Source organism: Marinomonas profundi (assembly GCF_020694005.1).
GTDB lineage: Bacteria > Pseudomonadota > Gammaproteobacteria > Pseudomonadales > Marinomonadaceae > Marinomonas > Marinomonas profundi.
Map to the genome: position 1 here is coordinate 308,635 of NZ_CP073013.1, position 15,244 is coordinate 323,878.

General features: G+C 46.3%; 14 protein-coding genes. 8 read left to right on the top strand and 6 right to left on the bottom strand.

Annotated features, from left to right (window positions below):
* Positions 1-52: 52 nt before the first annotated feature.
* Both J8N69_RS01370 and J8N69_RS01375 read left to right on the top strand, forming a co-directional pair.
* Complete coding sequence (locus J8N69_RS01370; protein WP_168825088.1) at positions 53-1,810, top strand: alpha-amylase family glycosyl hydrolase; 1,758 nt, start codon at positions 53-55, stop codon at positions 1,808-1,810.
* Positions 1,811-1,961: 151 nt separating this feature from the next.
* Positions 1,962-2,828, top strand: a complete 867-nt coding sequence (locus J8N69_RS01375) for an ABC transporter substrate-binding protein (protein ID WP_168825087.1) — start codon at positions 1,962-1,964, stop codon at positions 2,826-2,828.
* A 186-nt stretch (positions 2,829-3,014) separates the two neighbouring features.
* On the opposite strand, the gene J8N69_RS01380 is transcribed toward J8N69_RS01375, so the two are convergent.
* Together J8N69_RS01380 and J8N69_RS01385 are read right to left on the bottom strand one after the other, a co-directional pair.
* Entirely contained in the window at positions 3,015-3,344 is a 330-nt protein-coding gene (locus J8N69_RS01380; RefSeq protein ID WP_168825085.1) for a DMT family transporter, read from the bottom strand.
* 35 nt (positions 3,345-3,379) lie between these two features.
* Positions 3,380-5,263: an ABC transporter ATP-binding protein gene (locus J8N69_RS01385; protein WP_168825083.1), complete on the bottom strand. Its 1,884-nt coding sequence runs from the start codon at positions 5,261-5,263 to the stop codon at positions 3,380-3,382.
* 291 nt (positions 5,264-5,554) lie between these two features.
* On the opposite strand from J8N69_RS01385, the gene J8N69_RS01390 reads away from it, so the two are divergent.
* The 4 genes from J8N69_RS01390 (at position 5,555) to J8N69_RS01405 (ending at position 8,317) form a co-directional block, all read left to right on the top strand.
* Positions 5,555-6,748, top strand: a complete 1,194-nt coding sequence (locus J8N69_RS01390; RefSeq protein ID WP_168825081.1) for a Bcr/CflA family multidrug efflux MFS transporter — start codon at positions 5,555-5,557, stop codon at positions 6,746-6,748.
* Positions 6,749-6,778: 30 nt separating this feature from the next.
* A complete protein-coding gene (locus J8N69_RS01395; RefSeq protein WP_168825079.1) occupies positions 6,779-7,132 on the top strand; it encodes a HopJ type III effector protein in 354 nt (117 codons plus the stop codon).
* 75 nt (positions 7,133-7,207) lie between these two features.
* Positions 7,208-8,029: an HAD family hydrolase gene (locus J8N69_RS01400; RefSeq protein ID WP_168825077.1), complete on the top strand. Its 822-nt coding sequence runs from the start codon at positions 7,208-7,210 to the stop codon at positions 8,027-8,029.
* A gap of 126 nt (positions 8,030-8,155) precedes the next feature.
* Positions 8,156-8,317, top strand: a complete 162-nt coding sequence (locus J8N69_RS01405) for a hypothetical protein (protein ID WP_168825075.1) — start codon at positions 8,156-8,158, stop codon at positions 8,315-8,317.
* Positions 8,318-8,368: 51 nt separating this feature from the next.
* On the opposite strand, the gene J8N69_RS01410 is transcribed toward J8N69_RS01405, so the two are convergent.
* Positions 8,369-9,877, bottom strand: coding sequence for a TyrR/PhhR family helix-turn-helix DNA-binding protein (locus J8N69_RS01410; RefSeq protein WP_168825073.1), 1,509 nt, complete (start codon positions 9,875-9,877; stop codon positions 8,369-8,371).
* On the bottom strand, positions 9,874-11,106 hold the full coding sequence (locus J8N69_RS01415) for an ROK family transcriptional regulator (RefSeq protein WP_168825071.1): 1,233 nt from the start codon (positions 11,104-11,106) through the stop codon (positions 9,874-9,876). The genes J8N69_RS01410 and J8N69_RS01415 overlap by 4 nt, the downstream gene beginning before the upstream one ends.
* A 219-nt stretch (positions 11,107-11,325) precedes the next feature.
* Here J8N69_RS01415 and J8N69_RS01420 point away from each other — a divergent pair, with 219 nt between their 5' ends.
* Together J8N69_RS01420 and J8N69_RS01425 are read left to right on the top strand one after the other, a co-directional pair.
* On the top strand, positions 11,326-12,531 hold the full coding sequence (locus J8N69_RS01420) for an AGE family epimerase/isomerase (RefSeq protein WP_168825069.1): 1,206 nt from the start codon (positions 11,326-11,328) through the stop codon (positions 12,529-12,531).
* 124 nt (positions 12,532-12,655) lie between these two features.
* Positions 12,656-13,609 carry a LysR family transcriptional regulator gene (locus J8N69_RS01425; protein WP_168825067.1) on the top strand — a complete coding sequence of 318 codons (954 nt, stop codon included), beginning with the start codon at positions 12,656-12,658 and terminating at the stop codon, positions 13,607-13,609.
* Positions 13,610-13,739: 130 nt separating this feature from the next.
* Here J8N69_RS01425 and can read toward each other — a convergent pair whose 3' ends face one another.
* Both can and J8N69_RS01435 read right to left on the bottom strand, forming a co-directional pair.
* Positions 13,740-14,372: a carbonate dehydratase gene (gene can / locus J8N69_RS01430; RefSeq protein WP_168825065.1), complete on the bottom strand. Its 633-nt coding sequence runs from the start codon at positions 14,370-14,372 to the stop codon at positions 13,740-13,742.
* Positions 14,365-15,222: a putative RNA methyltransferase gene (locus J8N69_RS01435; protein ID WP_168825063.1), complete on the bottom strand. Its 858-nt coding sequence runs from the start codon at positions 15,220-15,222 to the stop codon at positions 14,365-14,367. The genes can and J8N69_RS01435 overlap by 8 nt, the downstream gene beginning before the upstream one ends.
* Positions 15,223-15,244 lie beyond the last annotated feature (22 nt).

The window sequence follows — 15,244 nt, forward strand, 5'->3', positions numbered from 1 at the left end:
CTAAAAAGTAGTGAACCTAAGTCAATTTGATATTAAACACAGGTAGGTAAACATGGAAACTGCACCTTTATCGTCCTTAGAGCAGCGAATTATTGCTCATTTACACGTCATCTACCCAAACGTGGATCATAAAGACTTGGCTGAGAAATGTTTAACTAGGTTTCACCTCGACCCCACCACGAAATCCCCTCGACCCCATCGGAATCTGTGGGATCAGTCAGACATCATGCTGATTACCTATGCGGACACCTTGCGAAAAAAAACAGAAGCGCCATTAAAAACCTTGCATAACTTTGTTAAAAGCACCTTGTCAGACTGCATCTCGGCGGTGCATTTATTGCCCTTCTTCCCTTATAGCTCAGACGATGGCTTTAGCGTGATGGATTACACCACGGTGAACCCATCCTGCGGTCGCTGGGCAGATGTGGTGAATCTTTCCAAGGATTTTAAAGTCATGGGCGATTTGGTGATTAACCATTGCTCTAGCCGAAGCTTGTGGTTTGAAAATTACAAAGCTGGCGTTGACCCCGGCTCGCGCTTTTTTTATGAAGCCGACCCAAACGCCGATTTAAGCGCCGTGGTTCGTCCTAGAACCTCGCCACTGCTGCGTGAAGTGCAAACCAAAAATGGCACCAAATACCTGTGGTGTACCTTCAGTCATGACCAAATTGATTTAAACTTCGAAAACCCAGAAGTGCTGTTGGAGTTTCTCAGTATCGTTCACCTTTATCTTGAAAAGGGCATTCGCTGGTTTCGCTTGGACGCGGTGGCTTTTTTGTGGAAAATTCCCGGTACCCGTTGCATAAATCTTCCGCAAACCCACGAAATGATCCGCTTATTGCGCTTAATGATTGAACATTACGCCCCAGAAGCGGTGATTATCACCGAAACCAATATTCCCAATCAGGAAAATCTAACCTATTTTGGCAACGCCAACGAAGCGCATTTGATTTACAACTTCTCCTTACCGCCGCTGTTAATCAACAGTCTCGTGACAGGAAATTGTCACCATTTAAAGCAATGGTTAATGAGCATGACCCCAGCACAGCAAGGCACAACCTACCTGAACTTTCTGGCCTCCCATGACGGAATAGGATTACGACCAACCGAAGGCTTGCTGTCTGAATGGGAGTTGGAAACGCTGATCAACACCATGAAACGCTTTGGTGGCAAAATCAGTTCTCGTACTACGCCACAAGGGGAAGCCAAGCCCTATGAAATTAATATCAGCCTGTGGAACGCTTTATCAGGATCGGCACAACAAGGCCCAGATCAATGGCAGTTTGCGCGCTTTTTATGTGCTGCGGGGGTAATGATGGCGCTGGAAGGCGTTCCGGCTTTTTATATTCACAGCTTGTTTGGCACCGAGAACGATTTAGAACGGGTCGACAACACCGGCCAGTTCCGCTCTATTAACCGTCACATCTGGGACATGGAAGATTTGGAGCATGTATTAAACACGCCAACCCATCATCAAAAAGTGTTCCAAAGCGTGACAAAACTGATTCAAATACGTCGTGCTCAACCCGCGTTTCACCCCAATGCGACGCAATACATTTTGCACATGGGGGAAAACTTGTTCGCTTTCTGGCGTCAGAGTCTAGACCGAAGACAAAGCCTGTTTGCCGTCTACAATATGACAGACCAACCGCAAAATTTTAACTTGTCTGAACTCAATCTCATCGCCACCGATGACTGGACAGATCTTGTCTCAGAACAAGTGTACGAAGACCACCTAGGCAAGGTCACCTTAATGCCCTATCAATTTGTCTGGCTGGCGAATAACAGAGGGAAAACCAAAAACAGTTAACGCTTGTTTCGTGTTTAGCAACACATCGTATCAATTTATGTTCACAAAACCGGTCAATAAAAATGAGACAATGATAACCATTATCAAATACTGATAATGTTGTTTTTATTTCAACGCATGGTTTTATTTCAACACATAGGTAATTGTGAACATGATGAATTTACGAAAAATACTCGCCATCGGAAGCTTGGCTGCATTCAGTCAATTGGCTACGGCAGCAACCCCTTCGCCAACCGCGGCGCTGTTTGATCTTGGAAGCTTAGATACCATGGTGGCTCTAGGCTTAGGGGACAATGTGGTTGCTGTCCCCAAGCAAACACTTCCAGATTATTTAACCCAATTTAATGACGCACGTTACACCGACGTTGGCGGCTTAAAAAATCCCGATCTAAAAACGCTAACCACCTTGCGCCCTGATCTTATTGTGATCACCGGCCGTCAAGCCGGCAGCAAAGCGGAATTAGAAACCATTAGTAAGGTAAAACAAGTTAACGCTTCAGGGGAGGATTACTGGACAAGCTTCAGCGCCAATGTGACGTCTCTTGCGGCTGAGTTTAAGGCACAAGCCGCCGCAGAGCGCGCCCTTGCAGAATTAAACACAAACATAGCATCCACAAAAGCGGCCATCAAAGGCGCGCCAACTGCGCTGTTTGTCACCCATAACAATGGCGCTTTCAGCCTGCGTAATGAGCCGATAGCGACCCAGCTATTAGGACTAGCGTCTTCTACGCTTCCCGATCATGTAAAGTCTCAACAACGCGGCACACGAAGCTTTACCTCTCTTAAAGCAAGCGATATTGCACAGATGAAGCCGACAACCTTGTTTATCATTGATCGCAGCGCGGCCATTGGTAATACAAAAGAAGCACTCGATGTTGAAAAACTCAAAGCAGACCTAGCGGCTCAAGGTGGTCAGTCTATTAAGGTGGCTTACTTGTCGCCTAGACTTTGGTATTTGTCGGGCAATGGTTTGCAAAGCTTAAACTTGCAAATCAAAGAAATCGCCAACGCGCTTTGATGCATTGCCTTTCGTAAATTGCGTTTAATCCATTTAATAGTTTTGTAGGCCTGATGAGGGAGGGACGACCGTAATCAGGCGTGTGACGCTATTTAGCCTACAATTGGTTGATTTATATTGGTTTTTGTAGGCCGTCAAAAACCCGACAACACCAAACCAAATTCCTTGCTGACCAGCAAGGGATTTTTAATGATTCACCGTTTTAGAGAATACGTTAATCACCACCACACCGATGACGATCAAAGACATGCCAATGCACGCCGCTAGATCGAGTTTTTCATGGTTAAATAAATAACCAAACACCGAGATCAAGACGATACCCAGTCCCGACCAAATGGCGTACGTGACGCCGGTTGGCATGGAGCGCATCACAATCGTTAGCAAGTAAAAAGACACCGCATAACCGACGACCAGTACAATGCTGGGGCCTAACTTAGTAAACGAGTCCGACGCTTTTAGCGCCGTGGTGGCAATCACTTCCGCCAATATCGCCAGAAACAATATAAAATATGTCATACGCTCGGACCTTCTCTCAGCACTTCTATCAAGCCTTACTTGACGCTTTCAGACTCTAGCGCTTCAGATTCCGCTTCTTCAAGGTCAACGTCTTCCGCTAAGAAGCCACCGGTTTGATGCGCCCAAAGTGACGCATAGATACCAGCATGTTGAATCAATTCTTCATGGCTGCCCTGCTCAACAATGTTGCCTTTGTCCAATACAATCAAACGATCCATGGCGGCAATGGTCGACAAGCGGTGTGCAATGGCAATAACAGTTTTGCCTTGCATCAGCTTGTACAAACTGTCTTGGATAGCCGCTTCGACTTCCGAATCCAATGCCGACGTCGCTTCATCCAACACCAATAAAGGCGCGTCTTTTAACAACACTCGTGCAATCGCAATACGCTGGCGCTGACCACCAGAAAGCTTAATGCCACGCTCGCCCACCATGGCGTCATAGCCTGCGTTGCCAAACGGATCGGTTAAGTCCTGTATAAATTCATGGGCTTCGGCTTTTTTCGCGGCGGCGATCATTTCTTCCTCGGTCGCATCAGGACGGCCGTAAAGTAGGTTTTCTCGTACCGTTCTGTGCAACAAGGACGTGTCTTGCGTCACCATGCCGATTTGCGCCCGCAAGGAATCTTGCTTCACCGCACTGATGTCTTGCCCATCGATACGGATCTGACCGGATTCGATATCATGAAAGCGCATCAGTAAATTGACTATGGTGGATTTGCCCGCGCCAGAGCGCCCCACCAGACCGACTTTTTCACCGGCTTTTATCGACAGTTTAAGGTTTTCAATCACCTTGCTGTCTTGTTTGCCATAATGAAAATTCACCGCATCGTACTCAATCTTGCCGTTTGGCACCGATAACGTTGGCGCGTTGGGGTTGTCTTCGATTTCAATGGGACGAGACAGGGTTTTCATGCCGTCATGAACCATGCCGATGTTTTCAAACAGCGCACTGATTTCCCACATGATCCACTGCGACATACCATTCAATCTCAGCGCCAAACTGACCGCGATGGCAATGGCTCCGACACTGATAATGCTGCCTGTCCATAACCAAATGGACAAGGCCGCCACCGAAAACGCCAACACATAGTTACAGGTTTGCACGCCGACACTGAGCATGGTGACCAAGCGCATTTGCTTGTAAACCGTTTGCAAGAAACCGTCCATGCCCTCTTGAGCGTAATCCGCTTCGCGCTGATGATGAGAAAAAAGCTTCACCGTTGAAATATTGCTGTAGCTGTCAACCACTCGCCCTGTCATGGTGGAACGCGCATCCGCTTGCTCGGCAGAAATTCTTTTTAGCTTAGGCACAAAGTACAATTGCAGCAGCACATAGCAGACCAGCCAACCTAACATAGGAATCATCAAGCGATAATCGGCCTTGGCAATCAATACCACCATGGAAATAAAGTAAACACCGATGTAAACCAAGACATCGAGCAGCTTCATCACGGTTTCTCGCACCGCCAGAGACGTTTGCATCACCTTGGTGGAAATCCGTCCCGCAAACTCATCTTGGAAAAAAGACATACTCTGGCGCAAAATATAGTGATGCGACAACCAGCGAATGCGCATGGGGTAATTTCCCAACAACGTCTGATGGATAATAGTCGAATGCACAAACGTCACTAATGGCATCACCACCAGAATCATTAAAGACATCCACAATAAATGCGAACCTTCTTCGGCAAAAAAAGTATCGGGGTCTTTGTTAATCAGCCAATCCACCAACTGCCCCATAAAACTGAACAAGGTCACTTCTAAAATGGCAATCGTCGCGGTTAACAGCGACATCAATAAAAGCGGAATTTCTACGCCTTTCGAGTAATAACGACAGAACGCAAACAAGGTTTTAGGCGCCTGTATGGCGTCTATATCTGGGTAAGCAGACACCCACTTTTCAAAAAAACGTAACATGATATTCCTTAATAAACCTCAAATTGACCGACAAGAAAGCAACACATTATACAAAGGTGTTAGGCGGGACAAACAACAATATTCTTATCGACGAGCAATGGAGACGAAATTGAACCACGTTCCATAATGTAAAACCAGAAAAGAAAGCCTTGCATTTCTACCTGGCTGGCTTTACTTACTGTTTTCACAATTACCGTGATTCATTCATCCTAAACGGTTTATAATCGCTACTTAATAAGCGTTCTCATGGACGCTCAATAAAACAGACCGACCTATTCAATGAGTCACCCTATGAAGCTCACTTTGCCTATTATTCTTGTGCTTGGCCTTTTGTCTGGGCTGACGCCCTTGGCGATTGATGCTTATCTGCCCAGCATTCCGACTATTTCTAAAAGCTTAAACACAGATATCGGCCTTATTCAGCTGACACTGAGCATTTATTTGCTGGTATTTGCCTTTATGCAGATTTTGTTTGGCCCTATTTCTGATGCCATTGGCCGGCGTAAAGTCGTGGTCGGTGGTTTGGCCGTTTTCGCCATTGGCAGTTTTTTGTGCGCGTTGGCGCAAAGCTACGAAATGCTGCTGACCGGACGGGCTATTCAAGCGTTTGGCGGTGCGGCGGTGGCGGTTAGCGTTCCGGCTTTGGTCAAAGACGGTTTGTCGATCAATCAGTTTGCCAAAGCCATGTCGATGATTATGTTGGTGATGGCATTGGCGCCTTTGGCTGCGCCAATTATCGGTGGTGCTATTTTGACTGTGTTAAGTTGGCACTACATTTTTGTTCTCTTAGGCATATTAGCCATACTCGCCGTTGTACTCTTTTTGCGCACCATTCCAGAGACATTGCCGATCGAAAAACGCACGCCGTTTTCGTTTGGTAACGCGATTCGAAACTACATTATTTTGCTTAAAAATCGCTCCGTCATGGGTTATATCGTCGCCTCGGCGTTTTATTTTGCGGGCATGATGAGCTTTATTACTGGCTGTTCATTTGTGTATATTGAAATATATGGTGTTGACCCTGCTCACTTTGGTTTTTTGGTCGGCTTGAACGTGATTGCCATGATGCTCGCCTCGACCATTAATGGCCGCTACGTGGAAAAACTGGGCACCGAAGTATTGTCCAAATACGCCATCTATATTCCGCTGGTCGCTTCCACTTTAATGATTGCCCTGAGCTTTTTTAATCACCCACCGCTTTGGCTTATTATTGTCTCAAGTATGTTGTTCATGGGCCCAATGGGGATTCTGGGCAGTGGCTTTATGGCGGGCGCGCTGAAACATGCAGGCAACCATAATGGCAGTGTCACTGCGCTGGCAGGCACCTCACGATTCGCGTTAGGCGCACTGGGTGGCGTGGTGGTCAGTATTCTTCACAATGGCACGTTTATTCCAATGCTTGCTACCATAGCGACCTGCGGCATTATTGCGTTTGTTTGTTTTAAACTCACTGTAAAATATTCAGCAACCGCCATCACAGATTAACTTTACCCAAGACGACAATAGGAATAGCCCATGCTAAGCACACAAACCCTGATTGAAAAAATCAAAGCCACGCCTAAACAGGTTCAGTTCAAAGAAGTGATTGAGGTAATTGAGCGCGAATACGATTTCACTCCAATGGCGTTCACCAATGGCAAGCAAAGCAATGGCATTAATGAAAACAACGGCTCTTGTAAGATTCTTTCCTTTGCCTCGATCCACCAGCTTAACGCAGTAGAAACACTCAATCTATTTGGCGACTTCTACCGAGTGGATGTTTTGGAAAACCCGACATCAGATGATCATCAAAACATTCGTCAGTTCATCGAAAATGGCTGGTCTGGAATCACCTTCACCACCCCAGCACTTGCCCCAAAAGCAGAATAAGCTAAACGCGTCCGAAACGGTTGAACTCTCCGCCCATAAAATGCGATAGTGCTGAACGGCATACATGAGGTAATTATGGAATTAGTGGCATTTGATTTAGACGGCACTCTACTGAACCGACATCAGCGTCTTTCTGACTATACACTCGACACGCTTGCGCGCTTAAAAGCCGCTGGGGTTTTCTATACGGTGGCAACGGGTCGCACTCATTTTGCTGCCATGCCTTGTATTGAAGGGCATGATTTTCCCAACTGGCAGATTTTCAAAAATGGTGTTGAATGGTGGGACCCACAGCAAAATCGTTATCGTCATCGCAACCTGCTGTCTCAAAGCCATATTTCAGAGCTACTGACGTCTTTTGAAGAAAACCACGTCACGCCATTTATTTTTTGCTTAGAAGAGGATGGCTCGCATAGAGTTTACCATTCGCCACTCACTGGGCATTTGAGCGACCATATCGCCAATGAGTTAGGCAATCACAAAAACATGAGCCTTCACCCCATAGCCGAGCTTTCTCACAGCGCAAGAATCACCAATATTAGTGCAATGGGACGACCTGAATTTATTGAAAACATTGTCCTAGACAGCCAAAAACACAGCCATTTAACCGCCTATTCTGGTGGTGGCATTTACAACCCTGACGCCTTTTGGTTAGACATCCATCACAGTAATGTGTGTAAAGGTTCTGCTTTGATGGAACTTAAAGAAGAAATAGGTGCCAAAAAGTTGGTCGTGTTTGGCGATGGGGACAATGATCTGTCTATGTTCTCCGCCTCAGATGAAGCCTTTGCCACCGATAATGCCTTACTTCATGTAAAAGAAGCGGCTACCGATGTCATTGGTCATCATGATGAAGACGGCGTAGCAAGGTATCTAAGAAAAAGGTATGACTTGTGATCTTAAATGCGCGGGGTTGATTTATATGTATCCTCCTCCATTAACTAAAAGACAACATAAATGCCTTTACCCAACAATCAATTTGAATCATGATTGTTAAAAGAATAATTAGTTTGGAGAAATGCCATGTTTGAATTTTTGTTATTTGCCGCTGCCTGTGCAGCAATTGCTTTCTTGGTAGCCAATATCCAGAAATACACTGCACAACCGAAAACAAAACTGCAACCAATCAAAATTGAGCGCGAAAAAACCTCTCGACCAACACCGGTTCAAAAGCGCCCTTATTAAATAAACCTTTTCTCCATTCTCACGGTTTACCAAAAGCCAGTCTGAAACATTTCAGTCTGGCTTTTCTATAGACTTAATACCGTACTCTTTTAGTTTAATCGCGATGGCACTATGGCTCATACCGACCGCTTTTGCTAAGCGCCTTGTACTCGGAAAGCTTGGATAAAGTGCCTTTAATAATTCCGCCTCCCATTGCTTGATAGTCTGCTCTAATGAGTGGTTAATCAGTGTCATTTCCCCCCTGCGGTGAGACTCTGCCAGTCGAATATCATCGGCCACCCATTCGTTTTTTTGTTTCAATAATGTTTGCAAACAAACATTCTGCAGCTCTTTGAGATTACCCGGCCAATCATACAAGGCCATTTTTGTCAGCGCACTTTTGGCAACCGAAGGCACAGGCAGACGGTGGCGTTCGGACTGCACTGTTAGGGCTTGCTGAAGCAGCCCGGCTAAATCTTCCTTACGCTCCCGAAGCGCTGGCATAGGCAATACCAAGGTCGCCAAGGCGTAGTAGAGGGTTTTATTCAATCGTTCCCCGTCGGCCAACTGCGCTTCGCTCAAGGAAGACACACCCAACAAACGCATTGTAGTATCAAAGCAAGCACGCCCACTTGATCGTCGAGTTAAGTGATTAAGTAAGCCTGCTTGGATCTGCGCGTCCAGATACTCAATCTCGTCAATCACCCACCAGCCAGAAAGTCTTTCCAATTCCGCCAAGTCATTTATGGTGATATTTTTGGCGTGACGAAAAATTAACACCGTATCGTGCGCGCCTTGGGATTGCTGCCAATATTGAAAAAGCGCCTCAATCATATTGCGCTTGCCCGTGCCCACTTCACCCAGTACCAACAAAGGCGCGTTTAGCTCAGTAAAGGCTTTTGCCTGACTCAAGGTTTGTTTCATCACCGCGCTTTTAACCACCGCAGAAGGAAAGTCGTTTTCTAGACAATTCTCGACACCTGGCGTTTGCTTTAAGCTTTCCGCTTGACGGTCTAAGCGCGCTTTCGACTTTACATAAATCACCGTCCCGGCCGGATTTGCTACGCCATCGTCATCGGTGACAAAAATCGGCTTCATTTCCAGCAATAAGGTTTGATTACGAACTCGAACGCGCTTACTCATTCCCTCCCGTGGGTTCGCCCAAGCGTCTTTGGAAAAATGCAGGCCTTTAATACATTGCTGTAAAGGTTTGTGTAAAAGATCGGCAATGGCAAGCTGTAAATCGTCTGCAGCCAACTCCGTCACCATGGTGATATTGCCTTTCAGATCAACAGAAATAACGCCATCCGGTAAGGCTTCCAACAAGGTATACAGCGCATTGTGCTCCCTCTCCGAAGGCGTAAACATCACTGTTTTAACATCTTCGACGCTGTCTAAACGACGAATATCAGACAATAACAGCTGCAATTTAGCAAAAGGGATATCGGGAAAACCACAGTAAATACAACGCCGCTTGGTATCGACTTCCACTAAGCGCATGTCAATTTGGTGAGGAATAAACAAATCGAGGGCTTCTCGCACCATGCCAATTCTGTCTTCACACTGTATTTCTAATCTCATGGCGTTTTTCTGACTTCGGCGCTTAGCAAGGCCTGTTTAGGACTTAGCAACAACACATTCTGCTGTGGTGCAAAGCTGCCATACAAAGGCAATACAGCGGCCCCTAAAACGCCAGCCGTATGACCCGTCTGAGCAATGCGAATCGGCGGTAACGCCAACATACTGTGAGACATCAAGGTATTTTCAATACAGGCAATTAACCTTGCTAATACTGGCGGCGGTAAACGACCGCCAATCAAAATCGCTTCCGGATCATATAAAGCCACCACGGACGCCAACGCTGGCGCCACCTCCAATGCCACTTCATTGGCCCATTGCTCAATCCATTGAGGATATTGAGTATCAAGCCACATAGCGTCAGTCACTGGCCACTCGACGTGTCTGTCCGCAAAGAATCGACGTAAAGACGACACCGACAAGGCTTCAAGAATCCATTTACCATGCTTGCCGGTTGCCGTCGGGATCAACCCAAAGCTGCCCGCTTTGCCATGGGCGCCAAAATAACATTCGCCATTAGCAACAAAGCTACCACCACAAGCGGTGCTGACAAAAAGATAAAAAAAGTGCCCCTGCGGCGCACTCGGCGACAAGAGTAACTCACTGGTTGCCGCGGCGACCGCGTCGTTTTCACAGAAGCATGGCACGCCAGTTAAATTCGTTAACCAAGCTTCAAAAGCGTTCGATTGCCAATACGCCAGAGCGGCTTTTAATCCTTCAAGATCCGCTCGCTGGTCTGAGTCTGTGACTAAGGTTTCCAACCAAGAATCCATGTAATCAGGCCGCGTCAGCCCAATACCCTGAACCTTATTCCAATCTGCACCCAGTGTCGCTTTCACTTCTTCGATCAGATCTTGGGCGATGTTTTTCGCCAAGGCTTCTGTTGGAAAAGACACCATACGCTCTAACAACAAAACACAGGTACCACTAAAATCCAGCAATGCCGCGCTAATATGATCTCGGTCGACATTAATGCCCAAGCCATAAGCACCTGTTTTGTTGATGCTTAATTTAATTGAAGGCTGCCCACGGCGCCCCTTAACTTTGCCCGCCACTTGCAGCAACTGGCGCTCTAGTAGTGACGAGGTAATCACTGAGATAGTTTGAGCACTCAACCCAGTACGCTCAGCAATGCTCACCCGAGATATCTCCGGATGCTGGCGCACCAAATGCAAAATAATTCGCTCATTGTAAATGCGACTTTGTTCAGAAGTACTACCTGACGACTTCATATAATCTTACTCTCATTTTGAGCCCGCAAACTGGAAACTCGTCTTGGCTTCGCTCGGACATTGTGCAAAGGTCTTAACGAATCGCTAGTATTTAATAAATCTAATTGATTTAATAATATAACCCATTAAGATGGGAAATCAGCAATCGATCTTATCATCCTCTTAAACAACAATAAAAAGCTCACATTATACAGCAGAGCGACAGCAAAGGACGAAGTCATGTCTTCTTTTCCAGCATTTCAATCCGCCGACTTTTTAAACGACCACATCCAGTCGACAATGAATTTCTATCACCCCAACTGCATCGACCCAGCAGGTGGTTTTTTTCAATTTTTCAAAGACAATGGCGAAATTTACGATACCGACACCCGCCACCTTGTCAGCAGCACGCGGTTTATTTTTAACTACGCCAAAGCGTATCAAGCAGAAGCTCAAAATACCCCCAACAAACAAGCCTACCTTGACGCCACGCGCCATGGTTTAGCCTATTTGAGAAATCGTCATCGCCGTGAAAATGGCGGTTATGTCTGGCTGCTCAACAAGGATCAAAACCTTGATGAAACCAACCATTGCTATGGCTTTGCCTTTGTTATGCTGGCTTACGCAAGCGCCTACAAAGCCGGTGTAGCAGAAGCAAAACCATGGATTGAAGAAACCTTTAATAGCATGGAAAAGCATTTCTGGGACGCCGAGTTCGGCTTGTACAAAGACGAAATATCCAGTGACTGGCAGAACGTCTCGCCTTATCGAGGCCAAAACGCCAACATGCACAGCTGCGAGGCCCTGCTTGCCGCTTACGACGCCACGCAAGAAGCTCGCTATTTGGAACGTGCCACCTTGCTTGCCAACCATATTTGCCAACGCCAAGCCGCCTTAGCTGGCGGCGAGATTTGGGAGCATTACACGACGGATTGGCAAGTCGATTGGGATTACAACAAAGACAATCCAAAGCATTTATTTCGCCCTTGGGGGTTTCAACCTGGCCACCAAACAGAATGGGCAAAATTGCTGTTGTTAATCCATCAGCGCTCGCCGCTTGACTGGTTAGTACCGACCGCCCAAAGACTGTTTAACGTCGCTTGGGACAAAGCCTGGGACGAAACAAACGGTGGCCTTTGCTACGGCTACGATCCACAAGGCCATATTTGCGACGGCGATAAGTATTTTTGGGTGCAAGCGGAATCCTTTGCCGCGGCGGCCATGCTCGCCATCCTCACCAAAGAAGAACATTATTGGGATAAGTACCAACAACTGTGGCAATACAGCTGGTCTCACATGATTGATCATCAGTACGGCGCTTGGTTTCGGATTCTAACCCAAGACAATCAGGCTTTTGATGATTGCAAAAGCCCAGCCGGCAAAACCGATTACCACACCATGGGCGCGTGTTATGAAGTAATCGAGCAACTCGCACTTCCCTACTGAGCGGGTCTAATTTTTCTACTGTTCTCTAATGCTCTAATCAATTGGGGGGGCTAATCATTCTATTCATCGACAAAATGAAGTATGATGCAACCCCCTACGTTAGTGGATACGAGCCTCTTTCCCTATGCAGCTAGACAAAATAGATCTCAATTTACTTCGTTATTTAGACTCCTTACTCCGGGAGCAAAATGTCACCCACGCCGCCAATCAGCTCGGTATTACTCAGCCAGCGATGAGCAACGGACTAAGACGTTTAAGAGATCTATTTCATGACCCACTGTTAGTCAGAACCAGTGATGGCATGATGCCAACCGCCTTGGCGATTCAACTGCAACCACGCGTGCAAAGCATATTACAAGCCGTCGATGAAGTTCTCCATCTAGGACAAAATTTTGAGGCCCATTCAAGCTCCCGTGTATTTCGCATTATGGCCAGTGACTACGCTGAAGCCACACTGATTCCGCCACTGATGAAAAAGCTACAAGACGAAGCGCCCAATGTCATATTAGACGTGATGAACCCAAGCGACGTTAGCTTTCATGACGTGGAAAAAGGCAAGGTGGATCTGGTCATTAACCGATTTGACCTACCACCACAATCTTTTCATCAGAAATCTGTTTGGGTTGACCATTTTTCCTGTTTAGTGCCCGCCAATTCCGACATTGCCAAAAATTTTAATTTAGACACCTACCTTAACTCTCCCCATGTTTGGGTCAGTAAAACAGGCTTTGGCGTCGGTGTCGGCATTCAGCCAGAAGAAGTGCAAAAACTGGGCTGGGTCGATGGGACCTTAGCGGATTTAGGCTTTAAACGAAATATTCGCTTGTTTACTCGAAACTATAATGTGGCGATGCGCGCTACCGAGCAATTGGGTCTGATCGCCACATTGCCGTCTCTGGCGACTCGCTTAATGAAAGATAACAGCAGCGTTATTGTACTGCCGCCGCCTTTTGACATTCCGCCCGTGGAGCTAAAAATGCTGTGGAGTCCATTGCTACAACATGACCCCGGTCATATTTGGCTACGCTCCACTATTGCTGGCTGCGCTAAAACCATTGCCGAAAACAACAATTTGTAAATGCCGCGTCGAGAACGTTAAACATTAAAAAACGAGCCATGTGCTCGTTTTTTAATGTTTAACGTTGAATGATCAACTTAACGCGGTTAACAAAGCATCATTCTCACAAAAATCTCACAAACGCCGATAGTTACATACCCTTCATTTGCTCGAGTGATTCTTCTGCACTAGATACGGTTCTTTTTAGATCGGTAATATGACCATTTTCTATGCTGTAGCACCAACCATGAACATGCAGCTCTTGGCCGATTTTCCAAGCGTTTTGCACAATACTACTTTGGCAAACGTTAGCAACTTGTTCTACCACGTTTAGCTCGCACATGCGGTCAAAACGCGTATGCTCATCTTCTATCCCATCAAGCTCTTCACGATGCAAACGATACACATCTTTGATATGACGCAGCCAGTTGTCTATCATGCCATGCTCTTCGGTCCCCATCGCGGCTTTGATACCACCACACCCATAATGCCCCACCACCATAATGTGTTTTACTTTCAACACATCCACGGCGAACTGAATAACCGACAAACAATTTAGATCGGTATGCACAACAACATTGGCAATATTACGATGAACAAAGACTTCGCCCGGTAAAAGATCCACTATTTGGTTAGCCGGAACACGACTGTCCGCACAACCAATCCACAGATATTCTGGATGCTGCTGCTTTGACAAGGTAGAAAAAAAACCTGGATCTTCCGCTGTGATCTTAGCCGCCCACTCTCTATTTTTATTAAAAAGTTCATCTAAATAATTAGACATGGTTCACCTCCTTTATTTTCTTTCGATACCAGCGAAGCTTAATGTCCGCCGTAAGTGTGATTGCGTTAAGCAACATGGCGGCCGCACGACCGTCATAAGAAGCCTTATGAATATGAGGCGTCATGCTTAACAACTGCTGAATTTGTGCTTGGGAATCTAGGTTAAAAGTAAAGCTTTCTGCTTGTTCCAATATCAAGTCGAAGTCCGACAATTCTGAGGTAAATGTAGGTTTATAATCATGTATCGCTGGGTACAAAATACGACGCAGCTCAATCAAATGATCCGCGCCAGATTCCACCAACAAAAGCAGTCCATTGTCCTTTAATACCCGAGAAAATTCGTCAAAAACAGGAAAGCCAAATAAACACAACACCGCATCAAAAGACTGTTCCGGCATGGGCAAACTGGCATTACTGCCCACCACCCAACTGACGTCTTTGTCACGTTTACTCGCGGCCAAAATCGCCCATTTTGAGATATCTAGACCAGTACGCGTCACTTCTATCCCTTGTGAAGACAACTGACAAGCCAACTTATCTAGGTAATAGCCTTCGCCGCAGCCGGCGTCCAATAGAGAAATTTTGTCGCTCAACGCGCCTTGGGGCCAGGAAGATAACACGGCATTAACAATAGGAAGATAGTGCTGCTGATTTAAAAAAGCCTGACGAGCGGCGACCATCTCTTTGCTGTCACCTGGGTCTTTAGAACGTTTATTTTGCACTGGCAAAAGGTTGATATAACCGGTTTTCGCTAAGTCATAAGTGTGTCCATGTGGACACTTTAAAACCCGTTCCACTCGGCTTAGCGGTGCGGCATCAATGGGGCAGGAAAGGTTTTCGAGTGTTGACACAAGATTCCTATAATTTATTAAT